Here is a 12,506-nt window from a genome sequence, read left to right on the forward strand (position 1 = left end):
GGATCTCCGCAGTGTCGGGGACCTAGAAGCCGGCAAAGGCGTCCTCTTCCTCCTTGTGCCCGCTGGCGATCCGCAGCGCGGCCGCAGGATTCAGCATCAGCTCGCCCAGCAGCGATTGCGCCTGGCGCATCGCATCGCTCAGCATCGCCACTTCCGGCCGCGCGCGGATCAGGCGGGTGATGACCGTTTCATCGCCAACCTTCTTGGCCGATTCCGTCTTGTAGGTGTCGCCCTCGGTCTCGAGCACAGCCTGAAACCGCTGGATCTGTTCAAGCCGCAGCGCCAGCAGCGCCACGTGTTCGGCATAGTGCGGATTGCCCCGCCCTTCATCCTCAAGCACCTTGGCGATCGAGGCGAAATGCAACTGCGCCAGATCGCTCAGATGCAACGGCGCAATCATCGCCCCGCCGCTCGAAACCGGAAGCGCCTTTTCCCGATCCTTCCGAACGGTCCCCGCCAGCTTCTTCAGCTCCGGAGCCTTAGGTCGCCGCCCCGCCCCCGGCCGAGGCCCACCCTTAGCCATCGTTGCCCAAAGCCCCCAAAACCGCTATCACCGCCACCGGGCCGAGCTGCGACAAAAACCCTTTTGAATTCGCCCCAGCAAAAATCGTGGGGGGCGTCGGTGTCCCCCGGCCGAGGGTCGAGAGTTTTTACCCCTCCCCCCGGGGCGTTCATGTTCAAGGGCATTTTTCTGAACGGCTGCTGATCAGCCGATTCGCCCGCGCCCAGCCTCAGCCCGCTCCGCCTTCGACTTCTCATCGTGGCACGGCACGCAAAGCCCTTGCTTGTTCGCCCTCTCGTCAGTGCCACCCCAAGCCAGCGGCCTGATATGGTCGACGATCTCGCTAGCCACCTCACGCCCGAGCGTCAGGCAGACCCGACAGTAAGGCTCCTCATCCAGCACCAACGCCCGCTCACGCATCCCAGCGCGTCCACGCTTGCGAGGATCCTTGTAAGCAGGATCACGCGACCACGGCTTGCGCTTGGTGCTTGATGCTCGGCCGAACACGGGCGGTTGCACAGGCATCGTCTGCACTCCTCGCGAGCGTCAGCAGCTCGAGGTAGAGCCAGCAGTAATGATCGCCACACACCAGGCCGGTAACGCCTGCTTCCACCACCAGTGCACCAGGCACCGGAATGTCCTCGAGCGCAGCTGACGTAAACCACTCTACCTGATCACGCGAACCCAGGATCAGGCAGATCGCATGCCGCTCACCGCTGAACGTGATCGATTGCCAGGGCGAAACTGTGTGCTGCCAGATTTCGGAGCCTTCACCCGCCAACCTGATCAGCCACCGGCGCAGGAAAGTATCAGGTGCCAGCCCTTTCACTTGGTCATTCCCAAGGTCTCAGGCGTTCCCGATAGATCGAGCAACGCACCATCCCGCGCCAAACGCCCGGCTTCAATCTCGGTTACTGCTTGCCGCAACCACCGCCGCGTCACGCGCACTTCGTCTGCACCATCGCCCTGAAAGGCTATAAGCCGCGCTTGATCGAGATCGAGGGCCATCAAGCACCACCCCGAAAAGCCTTGCGGATGTTCGCAGCAACCCGCTGCCCGCGCTGTTCCAGCGCATCGAACTGGGCCGGGCTTCGCAGGCCAAGGCTCAGCGCCGCCATCACTTCGTCCAGTTCGTCCGATGCCGCGCGCAGCTGTGCCTCGATGTCATCTGGCACCCGCCGCTTCATGGCCACATTGGTCACAGCAACATGACCTCCAAACGCAAAAAAGCCCGCTCACCTAGACAGGCAGCGGGCTCTGGACGCAATTATCGCGGGGTCGCTTTTGGCCGAAACGTGGCCACTACGGCAGGGTCCTTTTTGTGACGGGGCCGGAACTGGGGAAACCGCCGTTGCAGAATCGCCAATGTTCCGCTTCCGTTCCGGTATGGGAAAGACAGCGCCAACCCGCCCGACTTGGGTCAGTTCACTCGATGCGATGATGGCCGCTGGCATTGCCGCGCGCACCATGTGTACAGACTGCCAGGAGTATCGCGATCTCGATCTTGAAGCATTGCGCGCAAAGGTCGGCGGCACCTACAGCTTGTGGAATCGGCGTTGCCGTTGCCGCCTCACGCCCGGGTGCAAGGGCTGGAACCGCTTCTACTACCTGAACGGCATGGCCTGGGCGATGTGGGATGATGCAGTCGCCGCGCGTTGGGACCGATAAACTCGTTGCGGAACACTTACAGCAACCCCGCCTCACTGGAAGCGGGAGCGCTTACAGCAACCCCGCCTGCGCCGCCAGCAACGTCGCCTCATCCACTTCCTTCACCGCCGCCCACAGATGGCTAGCCCACGCATCCAGAGCATCGCCCAGAATCTTGCGCACCCGCCGCACATGCATGCGGTACCGCCGCGCCACGATCGTAACGCCCACATCCTCCACGATCAGCTCCAGCACGGCCGTCACCGGCGCACCCTGCAACAGCACCGGCAATCCCGCCCGCCAATGCCCATAGGCCACCTCGCGCCGCACCTGTCCCAGCGCCTCAAAGAACCCGCCATCACCACGCATGGACTGATCCACCCGCGTCTCGAGGCTAACCGTCCGCACCGTCACATCGCTGCCGATCCGCTCCACCACCGCGGCGATCTCCAGCGCCGCGCCCAGCTGCTCGATGCTGATCGCACCCGATGCATAAAGCCGCGCCAGGGCACCCTGCCGCTTGGCCCGCGCATGGGCCCGCGTTTCCGGCGTCGCGGCACAAGTTGCTGGGCACTGCTCGATCAGATCGCGCCGGGCAAGCCGCAGCGCCCGCTCCTCAGCCGCCCGTTTCGGATGCCGCCGCGCCCAGGCACTACGCTGCTCGCTCAAAGCGCGCGCGGCTTCAGCCTCAACCGCGCTCACCTGCTTCCGTCTTGCCACCCGCCGCTCCCGTCAAACCACCGGGATCATAATCGAGCAATGGCTCTGTCTGCAGGGGCTTATCTGTGACGGGCCGCACCACGAAGCCATGCGCCACCAGCAACTTGACCGCACCCTGCAGCTCGTCGGGCAAGGCAAGCCCACGCGGCCCGGAACTGCGCAATAGCAACCCATCATTGGCCAAACTGCGCACCGCCTTGCGCACCCGCGTACGATTGGTGTTCAGCCCGGCCGCAATCTCGCCATAGCTGGGCGAAGCACCCCAGGTGCTCAGGTAGTCCCGCACAAAGCGCAGGACCAAAAGGCGCAGGCTGGCCATGCTTGGCGTCAGCCGCAGATCAGGCGGGCTGATATCGTTCAGATTACTCCCGCCCTGCATGAACGAAACATAGCAGGAATGCGCGGAAATCCAAAAGAAATGCCCCACCCGTGGACGGGTGGGGCAAGCAAATCACTTACGTTCTGGATGCTTGATCCGCTCGCGCTCCGTGGTTGACGGGTGCCTGTTGGCATATTGCTCGGTCACGAACTGACCCGAGCGCGAACTGCGATGGGAAACTTGCGTAGGTGTTTTCTTTGCCATTGTACCATTCCTTCCAAAGTTGGTGGTCTGGCAACCAATCGACCGGGGATGCCCCCGGGTTCGTCGTGAGACTGAACCCGGGGACGTAATCAGGCGTCTACAAGGATCGGGAAAGCGCGCTTGCCGTACTGGCGGGCCCAGACGCGCTTTCCATTGATCGTCGTGTAAGGACGCCAGATCACGCGCTTGCCATCCGGCGGCACGATCTTGGCCATACAGACCTCGTTGGTCGGCAGCCCGATGGTCTTTGCGTCCAACACGTGCCTGTGTTATCCACAGGTTGCACCACAGAGTCGGATCGCGCACCTGCACAGGGGCTGCGGTTCTGTTCAGGGTTCAGGGGGGGCTTGTTCTCAGAACAGCTCCCCTTGAATTGGTTCACCAAACTTGACGTCGATATAACGTCTTTCGGCCACGTCAGCTGGCACGTTGTATTTTGCGGCCACGTGCTTGGCGCTACGGCAGCGTCTCACACCGTCTGCAGGCATCAGCCACATTTCGGCAAAGCGATCGGCCTGCCATTCAGGATCGACGCGCTCATCGTACCGGTGCTTTTTCGCAAGCTGGGGTGTTTGTGCAGAATGAAGGAACAGGTGTCCAAGTTCGTGCGCAGCAACCATCTGCGCATGCGGATCCCCGTCGCAAAGCTTCACATAGGTGCTTTCCGATAGGTAGATCGTGAACTCACCATTGGACTCTGTAAGCCCATCCACACCCGGTATGTCCTCGTCAGGAAGCACATGAAATGTGTAGTCAGGTAGCACTTCCGGCAAAACCTGCTCGAGCAGACTTACCATCCTGATGCCTTTGACTGGTGGGAGATCGAAGAACTCGCGGAAATGACTTGCCGCCAGCTCAAGGTGGTCAATGCTCATGATGCTGACTGTTCTGGGATCATCCTGCATCGCCTCATTCCTTCTCGGTCAGAAGTTTGAGGATCCTTTGCTTCTGCTTAGGGCTCATTTTGGCAAAGCCTGTCTGCAACGCATGCGCAACACGACGATCGACAATGTCTGCGTCTGGCCCCATTTCTATGCGGTACTCACGCGCCGAAAGTGCGGCGTCCTGCTTGAGCTGCTCCGTCTGTCTTGCAGTCAAATCCAGCCCTGCGGCGATCTTCGCTACAAGATCGTCGGGGATCAGCTTTTTGCCGGACTCAACAAGGCTCAGAAACCCGGGAGTGACGTCGGCGGCTCGTGCCATATCCAAAAGAAGCAGACCTTTTTCGGCTCGAATGCGGCGTGCCGTTTCGCCAAAAGGTGTCAGCTTTCCGCCCCCGCTACGCCTCCCTGTGCTTGTGCGGTCGTGTTCCATGTCCTGTCCCTTCACGGACCGGCCCATCCGATCCTGTGAAGGATATACCTGAGTAGGAAAACTCCGACAAGGATTTATTAACCTCGTCAGGTAACTTTTCGGCCTCGTGGGAAGGCGCTGTTTTGCCAGTTCTCAACAGGGCGGCCGATCGTAAATCATGTCCAGGATCTCGGTAGGACGTTCTTGAACTTGAACCTGCCCGTCTAGATGCCCTGCTGCAAACCAGATCATTGTAAATTTATCGTTCTTTGCGCGCTCGATGGAACTGGCCAGCTCGACGTTTACGAAGATAGTGTCCTCAGAATTGTATTTGTTCAATTCGATCCAGCGCATGATGGCTTCTCCATTGTGATCAGTCTTACTTAAGCCCCCGCCTCATTTCATTCACCACATGCCCGGCGCAGGCCATCACCGCGCCGATCGCTGCCATCACCAAGCCGAACGTGTTCAGCATGCTGCGCTGGCTCACGGCGTCTATGTTCACAGTATCGCTGTAGTTAACGGGGGTAATATCCATATACAGCCACGCCCAGGCAGCCACGGCTATGCCGAGCACCACAAAAATCCAGCCCAGCGGAAGAAGCGAACTTTCGACAATCGGCCGCGGCCCGGGTTGGGCAATCGCGTCGCTCTCGCCAAGCTCAAGCACCACACCTTCAGCTTCTGCGATTGCCCGGCTGCCATCAGACGGCGCATCCACGTGCTTCATGGAAAGCACGACGAGAAGCAGCACCAGCAACGAACCCGTCACGCCGATGATCGCAAACCAGTTGGTCACCGCGCTGCCCCATCGCGTAATGGATCGCCATCTTGGCATCCCATGAACGTGCGGCTGATCGCATCGCGCGTGCCTGCCAGCTCGAAACGGTGATAAACGACTTTGCCGTCATACCGCACCAGCTTGAAGGTCACTGTCGAAGCCAATGATATCCGGCGGATGAACTCATCGCGTTGCCGTCTGATCTGGCCGTCGGCCACGGCATAGTGATCGTTATAGAGCCAGTAATCTTCGACGGCGGGGGCATCGTCATATCTTATGGTAATCTGGCGCAAACCCGCGCGCGCACCAGCGCCACCAAGAAATTCGGGTGAGTGCACTTGTGCATAGGTCTGTCCCTTGCCGGGCTTGTCGCATTTCAACGCCAGAAATGCACCATCCGCTGCATCGACCACAGCGATCGGGCGCACGAAGTCTGTCATGGGGTCGACAGCATCGTTGTACTGCCATGCAATCGCTGCCAGAAACGCGACAGCAATCATTCCGCAGCCGCCTCAGCAGCAGCTTTGGCCGCTCGTTTGGCAATCGCGCCAACGGCCTTCTTGACCGTCGCCTTTGCTGCCTTTGGCGCATCACCATCCAACGCATCACGTTTGATCACGTCATTGGTGAGCAGCACTCGCAATTCTTCGTCGGACGTTTTCAGCCCGTCGAACAGGCGGCGCAATTCCTTGCGCAGCGCGCCAACCACAGCATCGCTCTGCAGCAGTTCGGCCAAAACGAACCGGTTCAGGATCTGTGCCTGCTTGTGGTAGGCCTGCAGCGCATCGGTTGAAATGCTTTCGCGGCAAAGCATCCCGAGCTTCGCCAGATCTTCGACCGAGCGAGACGAGATCGCACCCATGTCAAAGCAATAGACCTCTTCCCAGTCGATTGGTTGTCCAAACTTGATCCGGTAGATTTTCCAGATGATCGCATTGGTCAGGATGATCCACTCGATCCCGTGGTGCGCACCATAGTTCACGGCCTGGCGAAGATGGTTGTCGTTCAGCGTGGTCCCGGCAGACTTCACTTCGGCCAGGTAATGCACCTTCCCTTCAACCCGTATGGCAAGATCGCAGAACGTGCCCCTGATCTGCTGTTCGCTCGTAAGCTCGGCATATTTGTCATAGCCGAAGATATCGGTGAGCATGTCCTTGATGACCGTAACCGTGTCGGCCTCGGAGATGTCGCGTTCGGCAAGCTTGCGGACAATCGGTTGATACCGCTTCAGACCAGCAACGAGCCGGTCCTGAGTCTTCTTTGCAAGCTTCATCTATTGCCCCCTGAATTCCAGCCTCGGTGAGTGAAGTGTTTGGCCCTGCACTTGCGGTTCGACTGGCTCGACCGGCGACGCAAATACCGCGGGTTCCTCGGCCACGATTGCCAGTGATCGTGCTAGCTGAATCAGCGCCGCCCTGTCCTTGGCTGCGATCTGACGCAAGCAGCCAAGCACTTCGCGCTCTTCGGCCGAAAGCTCGGGCTCATCTGGCGAGGCCGAATCAGGATCGTCGGTTTCGCCGGACAGATAGGCCGGAGTCGTGCCGAGCTCGCGCGCAACCTTGTGCAGGTACGCCGAACCGGTCTTGTTTTCATACAGCATTTTGAAGATCGTGGGCTGTTTCACACCAACCCGGCGCGCAAGTTCAGCTTGGCTCAAGCCCTTGTCGCGCATCAGATCAGCTATGCGAGTCCCGATAATCATTGCTGGTATGTAATACCCAAGCGTATTGAACGCTGGAACCTTATGGGTATTGACTCTGCTATACTTGGGGGTATTGATACCTTCATGACGCAGACACTCGCACCCGACTCGGCATTAAAGGCTGCAGTAGACCTGATGGGTTCTCAGGGCCGGATGGCCCGCCTTTGCGGCGTTCGTCAGCCCTCTGTCTGGCGCTGGCTAAACCGGCAGCGCCGAATTCCCGCCGAACACGTACTAAAAGTGGAAGCGGCCACCGGCATTTCCCGGCATGATCTGCGTCCAGACATCTACCCGATCGAAATCGCTTCAACAGATGGCCGGGAAGTCGGCCCGGCGGTGGCAATGGTGCCTCCATCCGCCGCCACCCCGGCAGCAGGCAGCGCATGCCCCGCTGCCGGGGACCTGCGTTCATCGGGAGAAGCCGCATGAAGATCATGGCTTCTCTCCATAATGGAACTATCGCCGCCGATGTGCTTGAGAAAGCACGGCGTTTTCAAGCGTCCCCCAGCCCATACGACCTCCCAACACCCGGGAAAGCGGCTGGCTCCTTGGAGGGCGGCAGCATCATTGGTCCGGCGTCCCCCCTGAATACAGGTGTGGCATGACCAAGCGCCGCCCTCCCCTTTCCATCGATGCCGCCTTGGCACGAATTGCCGGGCAGCTTGAACGCGGCTGGGAAGACATGGCCTATGTCACGGGCCGTTCCACCGGTATGGTCCGCGCCTGGGGCGATCCCGATCGGCGCGAGAAGATCCCGGTCGAAGATGCGATCATGCTTGATCTCGCTTATCGCGCCGCCGGTGGCGAAGGCGCGCCCATTTTCGAAATGGTGGCGCACCAGCTGCAGATCGAAGGCGGCACATGGTTTGCCGATGAAGTGGCCCTCGGCCGCTATGCCGCCGAAGTCATCCTCGAATGCGGGCAGGCTGGCTCTGCCGTCGTCCTGTCCGCGCAACCCGGCGCCAGCGCCGCCCAGCGCCGCGAAGCGCTGCGCGAGGTCGAAGAAGCCATCGGGGTCCTCACCCGCGCCCGCATGATGCTCGGCCTGCCTGCGCCTTTCCCCGATTCCGGTGAAGCCGCGCATCGCAGCACCGCCCCGCCGCCCCAACTCAAGTAAACCAACCCGCTCATCCTGAGCTTGTCGAAGGACGAAACCACACCGCTCCGGTCGCCAGTTGCGCTTCCGGTGGCGGTTTTCTGCTGCCTGCCTGCGGTTGCGGCGTGGAGCGAAGCAGAGCCAACCGAAAAGGCGAATTCGCCATGTCAGACCATGAACGCTCCACACTGGAACGCGCCTTACTTGATCCCGATCGGGCGGCGCTGCCACCCGCCGAAACTCTGCAGGCAGAAGCCCACCCTTGCAGGTCTGACCCATCATGGTCTGCGGACCGCGCCCATGCGCGCCTGCGCCTGCTGGCAGGCCTAGTCGGGCTGGTCGGCTCGGCGATGATTGTTGCCATCCTGATCATGGGGGAGGCAGCACATGGCTGAGTCTGCTGATGACCGCTTGCGCCTGCTGATCGAACGGATCGAGCGCCTTGAGGGGGAAAAGAAGGGCATCGGGGACGACGTCAAGGACGTCTACTCCGAAGCCAAAGCCTATGGCTACGATACCAAGATCATGCGCGAGATCGTGCGCTTGCGCAAAATGAAGCCAGACGATCGCCGCGAAATGCAGGCCATCCTCGAAACCTACATGCACGCTCTGGGGATCGACTGATGCCCGGCCTCACCCAGCGCGTCCTGCGCATCTTCAGCCGCAAGCAGGGAAAGACCGTTTCGGCGGCCCCCCCTGCCCCACACCCGCCCGCCAGAGACGACAAATCATGGCAACCCGGCGACCGCGCCGAGTGCATCAACGAAAAGGGCTGGGGCCTGCCCTTCACGTCGCAAAGCGGAAGCTATCCGCACCTGATGGTTCCTGCCCCCGGCCCCGTACCGGGCGATGTGTTCATCGTCATCGCCGTGCAGATCCTGCCGCACCCGCGGCACGGCGAAGCCATCTTCCTCACCTTTCGCGGCATCCACGGCCGCTGGGAAGCCGCCTGCTTCCGCAAGCTCCAGCCGGTTGCCGACAAGGCCGAAGCTGCCGACAGCATCTTCCTGCAGGACTTCCGCCAGCGCCTCAACCGCCAGCCGATCCCCCAAAGGGAGAACGCCTGATGCGCAATCCTTCAAATCCCATCATCGTCAGCCCGGGCTTGATCCGGGCCAAGGCTTCCTTCCTTTCGCGCCTCACGCCGCTGGCAAAGGACGCCATCGCCTGCATCATCACCGTGCCAGCCGCGCTGATCGTCTGGATCGCCGTGCTGATGATCGTGGCCGAAGTGGTGAAGGCCACTGCGCCATGATGCCCCGTCTCGAAATCCTGCGCCGCACCGTCGAAGCGCTCTTGGCTATCGTCTTCGGCGCAGCAGTCGGCGCAGCCTTCATCGCGGTCCTGTGGACCATCCTTGGCGCCCTCACCGGTCTCCTCCAGTTCCTGAGGCACGTATGACATCTGAACGCATTTCTGGTGCAGCGTTCTCGCTTGTACCAGCCGCTCCCCTCGCCATTGCCGAAGACGCGCTTCCGGCTGGCACTTACGCCATCGTCGAACAGCTCGGCCACGCCACCCTCGTTGGCCGCGTCGAACAGGTCGAAAAATTCGGCGCGCAGTTCCTGCAGATCGAACCGCTGTTCAAAGACTGGATGCTGCCCCCGGTCCTGCTCGGCGGCACATCGCTCTACCGCTTCACCCCCTGCAGCCCCACCACCGCCTGGGGCATGCGCGCCAAGTACCGCCACGAACTGCCCCCCAGCATCTGCGCGCAGATCCCCGAAGATCCCGAACTGGCATTTCAGCCCCCCGCCTTCCTCGGCTTCAATGAACCTGTCGATCACAACGATTGGCCAGATGCCCCTGAACCAGATGCTCCCTTGCCGGAAGCGGAGCCCGAGCAGTGACCTTCCCCTCAGACCCGCTCACCCTGAGCCTGTCGAAGGGCATCACCCCCGACCTGATCCGCGCCAGGGCGTCCTCGTCGGCAGATGAACGCGCCACCAGCCGCGCCACCATCGCCCGCCTCGAACTCGCCGAAGCGCTCGATCGGCTGGAAAGCATGCAGCGCGAAGGCCTGCCGGTCGCCGATCAGGTCGATACGCTGGTGCGCCACCATGGCGCATCGGTGCGCTTCACCAATGGCACGAACGTGTTCCGCTGCTGCGGCGTGACCGGCACCTGCACCAGCGACAAGGGCGCAAGCCTGCTCGCCAGCTGGGCCCGCATCGGCGAACGCCGCCTCGGCACCGATTGGCCCAAAGGCGGCGCGCGCGGTGAACGCATGCCCGATCCCCTCCCCTTCACCGCTCATCCTGAGCCTGTCGAAGGATCGAATGGCCAAGCCGCAGGCTCGTGCCATGGGTGACGCCACCAAGATCGAATGGTGCCACGCCACCATCAACGCGATCAGCGGCTGCAGCGTGGTCAGCCCCGGCTGCAAGCTCTGCTATGCGATGCGCGCCGGCCGCACCAACCGCCCGCACCACCCGTCGCGCGGCCTCACGCAAGCAGCTGCAAACGGCCAGCACGTCTGGACCGGCGCAGTGCGCCTGAACGAAGAATGGCTGAAGAAGCCCCTCAAATGGGCAAAGCCGCGCCGCATCTTCTGGAACGCCCACGGCGATCCGTTCCACCCGGCTGTGCCGTTCGAATGGGTCGATCGCGAACTGGCCATCGCCGCCCTCACCCCGCACCACCGCCACCTGCTGCTGACCAAACGCAGCGAACGCATGCGCCGGTACTTCCAGAACAACCACCTGCCAGAGCGCGTTCTCGGCTGGTGCCGCCACTTCGGCTTCCTGCCCGATAGCCACAAATGGCAATGGCCCCTCCCCAATGTCTGGCTCGGCGTCAGCGTCGAAGACCAGAAGCGCGCCAACGAACGCATCCCCGATCTCCTCGCCACCCCCGCCGCCCTGCGCTGGCTGTCATGCGAGCCGCTGCTCCAGCCGATCGAGATTGAAGAGTGGCTGCACGAGTCCACATGCAATGACTGGCCCGGCACCTGCATTTGCGGCTGCAATGGCAACGACACGCCAGAGGCCGTTGTCGACTGGATCGTCGCAGGCGGCGAAAGTGGCACCGGCGCGCGCCCGGTCCATCCCGATGCCTTCACCTCGCTGCGCGATCAGTGTGCCACCGCTGGCACACCGTTCCTGTTCAAACAGTGGGGCGAATGGATCGGCCGTGATCATCTGACCAACGATCAGCGATTGCTGCTGAAGGACAAGAAGTTAGATCCCCACACCCAATCCTTGCGCCTAGGCCGAAAGCCCGCCGGTCGCCTCCTCGATGGCAAGCTGCACGACGCCTACCCCGAAGTGTTCCCCTGGGAACGCCAGCCCAAACGCCAACCCGCTCCGCTACCCCCCACCCCCGACTTGATCCGGGGTCCAGCTTCTAGAGAGCCAGCCGCATGAAGCCGCTCCACACCTATTGCCGCTGCAGCGAATGCCGAGGCCTCGATGCCAATCACCCGGCCGATGGTCGCCAGCTCGCCCTTCTCTTCCCGCCCTTTCCCCATCCAGCAAAGTCGCGCGCGAAGCGCCGCTCCCATGCCCAGGACAAATGCGCATGACCGCCACCTTCCCCCTCGCCTGGCCCGATGGCCTGCCCCGCCACCAGCGCCGCACCGCCGGCGCGTTCAAGACCCAGCTCCCCGGCGCGCTGAAGAACGTGCAGACGTCGCTCAAGCTGTTCGGATCAGACAGCACGAAGTCGCTCAGCGATGTCGTGATCTCCAGCAACGTCACCCTCGGCGTTACCCGCCCGCCCGATCCCGGCGTAGCGGTATGGTTCACGTGGGACGGCGAACAGCGCTGCATCGCTGTGGACCGATACGACAAGGTCGAATGCAACCTGCAGGCGATCCACCACATTCTCGAAGCCCGCCGGACCGAAATGCGCCACGGCGGGCTTCACGTCGTCCGGCAGACCTTCAAAGGCTTCACCGCGCTTCCCGCCCCCGATGCAACCGCGGCGGACAACTGGTGGACGGTCCTCGGCGTCAAACGCAGCGCCAGCCGCGACGAGATCGAGGCCGCCTACCGCGACAAGATCCGCATCGCCCACCCGGACGCCGGCGGCACCACCGAAGCCGCCACAGCCATCAACCGCGCCCGCGACGAAGCCTTCAAGGAAAGGACGTACAATGTCTGATCCCACACCAGCCTGTAGTTTTCGTCACCCCGGACTTGATCCGGGGTCCAGCTTTTCTTCCCCCGCTCACCCTGAAAC

The 12,506-nt window shown here is 61.9% G+C and carries 27 protein-coding genes; 12 read left to right on the forward strand and 15 right to left on the reverse strand.

Annotated features, from left to right (window positions below):
• Positions 1–22 precede the first annotated feature (22 nt).
• The 5 genes from AC2A1F_RS18015 to AC2A1F_RS18035 all read right to left on the reverse strand — a co-directional run bounded on the left by AC2A1F_RS18015 (position 23) and on the right by AC2A1F_RS18035 (position 1,704).
• Positions 23–400 (reverse strand): P27 family phage terminase small subunit, encoded by a 378-nt coding sequence (locus tag AC2A1F_RS18015; RefSeq protein WP_484210166.1) that lies wholly within the window; start codon positions 398–400, stop codon positions 23–25.
• A gap of 306 nt (positions 401–706) precedes the next feature.
• The gene (locus AC2A1F_RS18020; protein WP_484210167.1) at positions 707–922 is read right to left on the reverse strand and encodes an HNH endonuclease; all 216 of its coding nucleotides are present in this window, start codon (positions 920–922) and stop codon (positions 707–709) included.
• A gap of 40 nt (positions 923–962) precedes the next feature.
• Positions 963–1,331: a hypothetical protein gene (locus AC2A1F_RS18025; RefSeq protein WP_484210168.1), complete on the reverse strand. Its 369-nt coding sequence runs from the start codon at positions 1,329–1,331 to the stop codon at positions 963–965.
• The gene (locus AC2A1F_RS18030; protein WP_484210169.1) at positions 1,328–1,510 is read right to left on the reverse strand and encodes a hypothetical protein; all 183 of its coding nucleotides are present in this window, start codon (positions 1,508–1,510) and stop codon (positions 1,328–1,330) included. The genes AC2A1F_RS18025 and AC2A1F_RS18030 overlap by 4 nt, the downstream gene beginning before the upstream one ends.
• A complete protein-coding gene (locus AC2A1F_RS18035) occupies positions 1,510–1,704 on the reverse strand; it encodes a hypothetical protein (protein ID WP_484210170.1) in 195 nt (64 codons plus the stop codon). Before AC2A1F_RS18035 ends, AC2A1F_RS18030 begins: the two co-directional genes overlap by 1 nt.
• A gap of 184 nt (positions 1,705–1,888) precedes the next feature.
• On the opposite strand from AC2A1F_RS18035, the gene AC2A1F_RS18040 reads away from it, so the two are divergent.
• Positions 1,889–2,170: a hypothetical protein gene (locus AC2A1F_RS18040; protein WP_484210171.1), complete on the forward strand. Its 282-nt coding sequence runs from the start codon at positions 1,889–1,891 to the stop codon at positions 2,168–2,170.
• Positions 2,171–2,221: 51 nt separating this feature from the next.
• Here the strand turns inward: AC2A1F_RS18040 and AC2A1F_RS18045 are convergent, their stop codons facing one another.
• From AC2A1F_RS18045 to AC2A1F_RS18090, 10 genes are all read right to left on the reverse strand, one after another.
• Positions 2,222–2,869: a hypothetical protein gene (locus AC2A1F_RS18045; protein ID WP_484210172.1), complete on the reverse strand. Its 648-nt coding sequence runs from the start codon at positions 2,867–2,869 to the stop codon at positions 2,222–2,224.
• Positions 2,838–3,248 (reverse strand): LexA family transcriptional regulator, encoded by a 411-nt coding sequence (locus AC2A1F_RS18050; protein WP_484210173.1) that lies wholly within the window; start codon positions 3,246–3,248, stop codon positions 2,838–2,840. The genes AC2A1F_RS18045 and AC2A1F_RS18050 overlap by 32 nt, the downstream gene beginning before the upstream one ends.
• 293 nt (positions 3,249–3,541) lie before the next feature.
• Positions 3,542–3,712 carry a hypothetical protein gene (locus AC2A1F_RS18055; RefSeq protein WP_484210174.1) on the reverse strand — a complete coding sequence of 57 codons (171 nt, stop codon included), beginning with the start codon at positions 3,710–3,712 and terminating at the stop codon, positions 3,542–3,544.
• Between the two features lie 93 nt (positions 3,713–3,805).
• Positions 3,806–4,357: an ImmA/IrrE family metallo-endopeptidase gene (locus tag AC2A1F_RS18060; RefSeq protein WP_484210175.1), complete on the reverse strand. Its 552-nt coding sequence runs from the start codon at positions 4,355–4,357 to the stop codon at positions 3,806–3,808.
• Positions 4,358–4,361: 4 nt separating this feature from the next.
• Entirely contained in the window at positions 4,362–4,766 is a 405-nt protein-coding gene (locus tag AC2A1F_RS18065; protein WP_484210176.1) for a helix-turn-helix domain-containing protein, read from the reverse strand.
• Between the two features lie 132 nt (positions 4,767–4,898).
• Positions 4,899–5,099, reverse strand: a complete 201-nt coding sequence (locus tag AC2A1F_RS18070) for a hypothetical protein (RefSeq protein ID WP_484210177.1) — start codon at positions 5,097–5,099, stop codon at positions 4,899–4,901.
• Between the two features lie 25 nt (positions 5,100–5,124).
• The gene (locus AC2A1F_RS18075) at positions 5,125–5,544 is read right to left on the reverse strand and encodes a hypothetical protein (protein WP_484210178.1); all 420 of its coding nucleotides are present in this window, start codon (positions 5,542–5,544) and stop codon (positions 5,125–5,127) included.
• Positions 5,541–6,026 carry a hypothetical protein gene (locus tag AC2A1F_RS18080; RefSeq protein ID WP_484210179.1) on the reverse strand — a complete coding sequence of 162 codons (486 nt, stop codon included), beginning with the start codon at positions 6,024–6,026 and terminating at the stop codon, positions 5,541–5,543. The genes AC2A1F_RS18075 and AC2A1F_RS18080 overlap by 4 nt, the downstream gene beginning before the upstream one ends.
• Positions 6,023–6,799 carry a hypothetical protein gene (locus AC2A1F_RS18085; protein WP_484210180.1) on the reverse strand — a complete coding sequence of 259 codons (777 nt, stop codon included), beginning with the start codon at positions 6,797–6,799 and terminating at the stop codon, positions 6,023–6,025. The genes AC2A1F_RS18080 and AC2A1F_RS18085 overlap by 4 nt, the downstream gene beginning before the upstream one ends.
• Positions 6,800–7,228, reverse strand: coding sequence for a helix-turn-helix domain-containing protein (locus AC2A1F_RS18090; protein ID WP_484210181.1), 429 nt, complete (start codon positions 7,226–7,228; stop codon positions 6,800–6,802).
• An 84-nt stretch (positions 7,229–7,312) separates the two neighbouring features.
• Here AC2A1F_RS18090 and AC2A1F_RS18095 point away from each other — a divergent pair, with 84 nt between their 5' ends.
• From AC2A1F_RS18095 to AC2A1F_RS18145, 11 genes are all read left to right on the forward strand, one after another.
• Complete coding sequence (locus AC2A1F_RS18095) at positions 7,313–7,657, forward strand: YdaS family helix-turn-helix protein (protein ID WP_484210182.1); 345 nt, start codon at positions 7,313–7,315, stop codon at positions 7,655–7,657.
• Between the two features lie 172 nt (positions 7,658–7,829).
• On the forward strand, positions 7,830–8,345 hold the full coding sequence (locus tag AC2A1F_RS18100; protein WP_484210183.1) for a hypothetical protein: 516 nt from the start codon (positions 7,830–7,832) through the stop codon (positions 8,343–8,345).
• Between the two features lie 143 nt (positions 8,346–8,488).
• Positions 8,489–8,719, forward strand: a complete 231-nt coding sequence (locus tag AC2A1F_RS18105; RefSeq protein WP_484210184.1) for a hypothetical protein — start codon at positions 8,489–8,491, stop codon at positions 8,717–8,719.
• Positions 8,712–8,948, forward strand: a complete 237-nt coding sequence (locus AC2A1F_RS18110) for a DUF2312 domain-containing protein (RefSeq protein WP_484210185.1) — start codon at positions 8,712–8,714, stop codon at positions 8,946–8,948. The genes AC2A1F_RS18105 and AC2A1F_RS18110 overlap by 8 nt, the downstream gene beginning before the upstream one ends.
• Positions 8,948–9,391: a hypothetical protein gene (locus AC2A1F_RS18115; RefSeq protein WP_484210186.1), complete on the forward strand. Its 444-nt coding sequence runs from the start codon at positions 8,948–8,950 to the stop codon at positions 9,389–9,391. The genes AC2A1F_RS18110 and AC2A1F_RS18115 overlap by 1 nt, the downstream gene beginning before the upstream one ends.
• On the forward strand, positions 9,391–9,579 hold the full coding sequence (locus tag AC2A1F_RS18120) for a hypothetical protein (RefSeq protein ID WP_484210187.1): 189 nt from the start codon (positions 9,391–9,393) through the stop codon (positions 9,577–9,579). The genes AC2A1F_RS18115 and AC2A1F_RS18120 overlap by 1 nt, the downstream gene beginning before the upstream one ends.
• A complete protein-coding gene (locus AC2A1F_RS18125) occupies positions 9,576–9,725 on the forward strand; it encodes a hypothetical protein (protein WP_484210188.1) in 150 nt (49 codons plus the stop codon). Before AC2A1F_RS18120 ends, AC2A1F_RS18125 begins: the two co-directional genes overlap by 4 nt.
• Entirely contained in the window at positions 9,722–10,174 is a 453-nt protein-coding gene (locus tag AC2A1F_RS18130; RefSeq protein ID WP_484210189.1) for a hypothetical protein, read from the forward strand. Before AC2A1F_RS18125 ends, AC2A1F_RS18130 begins: the two co-directional genes overlap by 4 nt.
• The gene (locus AC2A1F_RS18135; protein WP_484210190.1) at positions 10,171–10,635 is read left to right on the forward strand and encodes a hypothetical protein; all 465 of its coding nucleotides are present in this window, start codon (positions 10,171–10,173) and stop codon (positions 10,633–10,635) included. The genes AC2A1F_RS18130 and AC2A1F_RS18135 overlap by 4 nt, the downstream gene beginning before the upstream one ends.
• Positions 10,628–11,689: a phage Gp37/Gp68 family protein gene (locus AC2A1F_RS18140; protein WP_484210191.1), complete on the forward strand. Its 1,062-nt coding sequence runs from the start codon at positions 10,628–10,630 to the stop codon at positions 11,687–11,689. The genes AC2A1F_RS18135 and AC2A1F_RS18140 overlap by 8 nt, the downstream gene beginning before the upstream one ends.
• Positions 11,690–11,843: 154 nt before the next feature.
• Positions 11,844–12,428, forward strand: a complete 585-nt coding sequence (locus AC2A1F_RS18145; protein ID WP_484210192.1) for a J domain-containing protein — start codon at positions 11,844–11,846, stop codon at positions 12,426–12,428.
• Positions 12,429–12,506: the final 78 nt, after the last annotated feature.

This window comes from Novosphingobium sp. HNCC26BN242 (assembly GCF_057180525.1).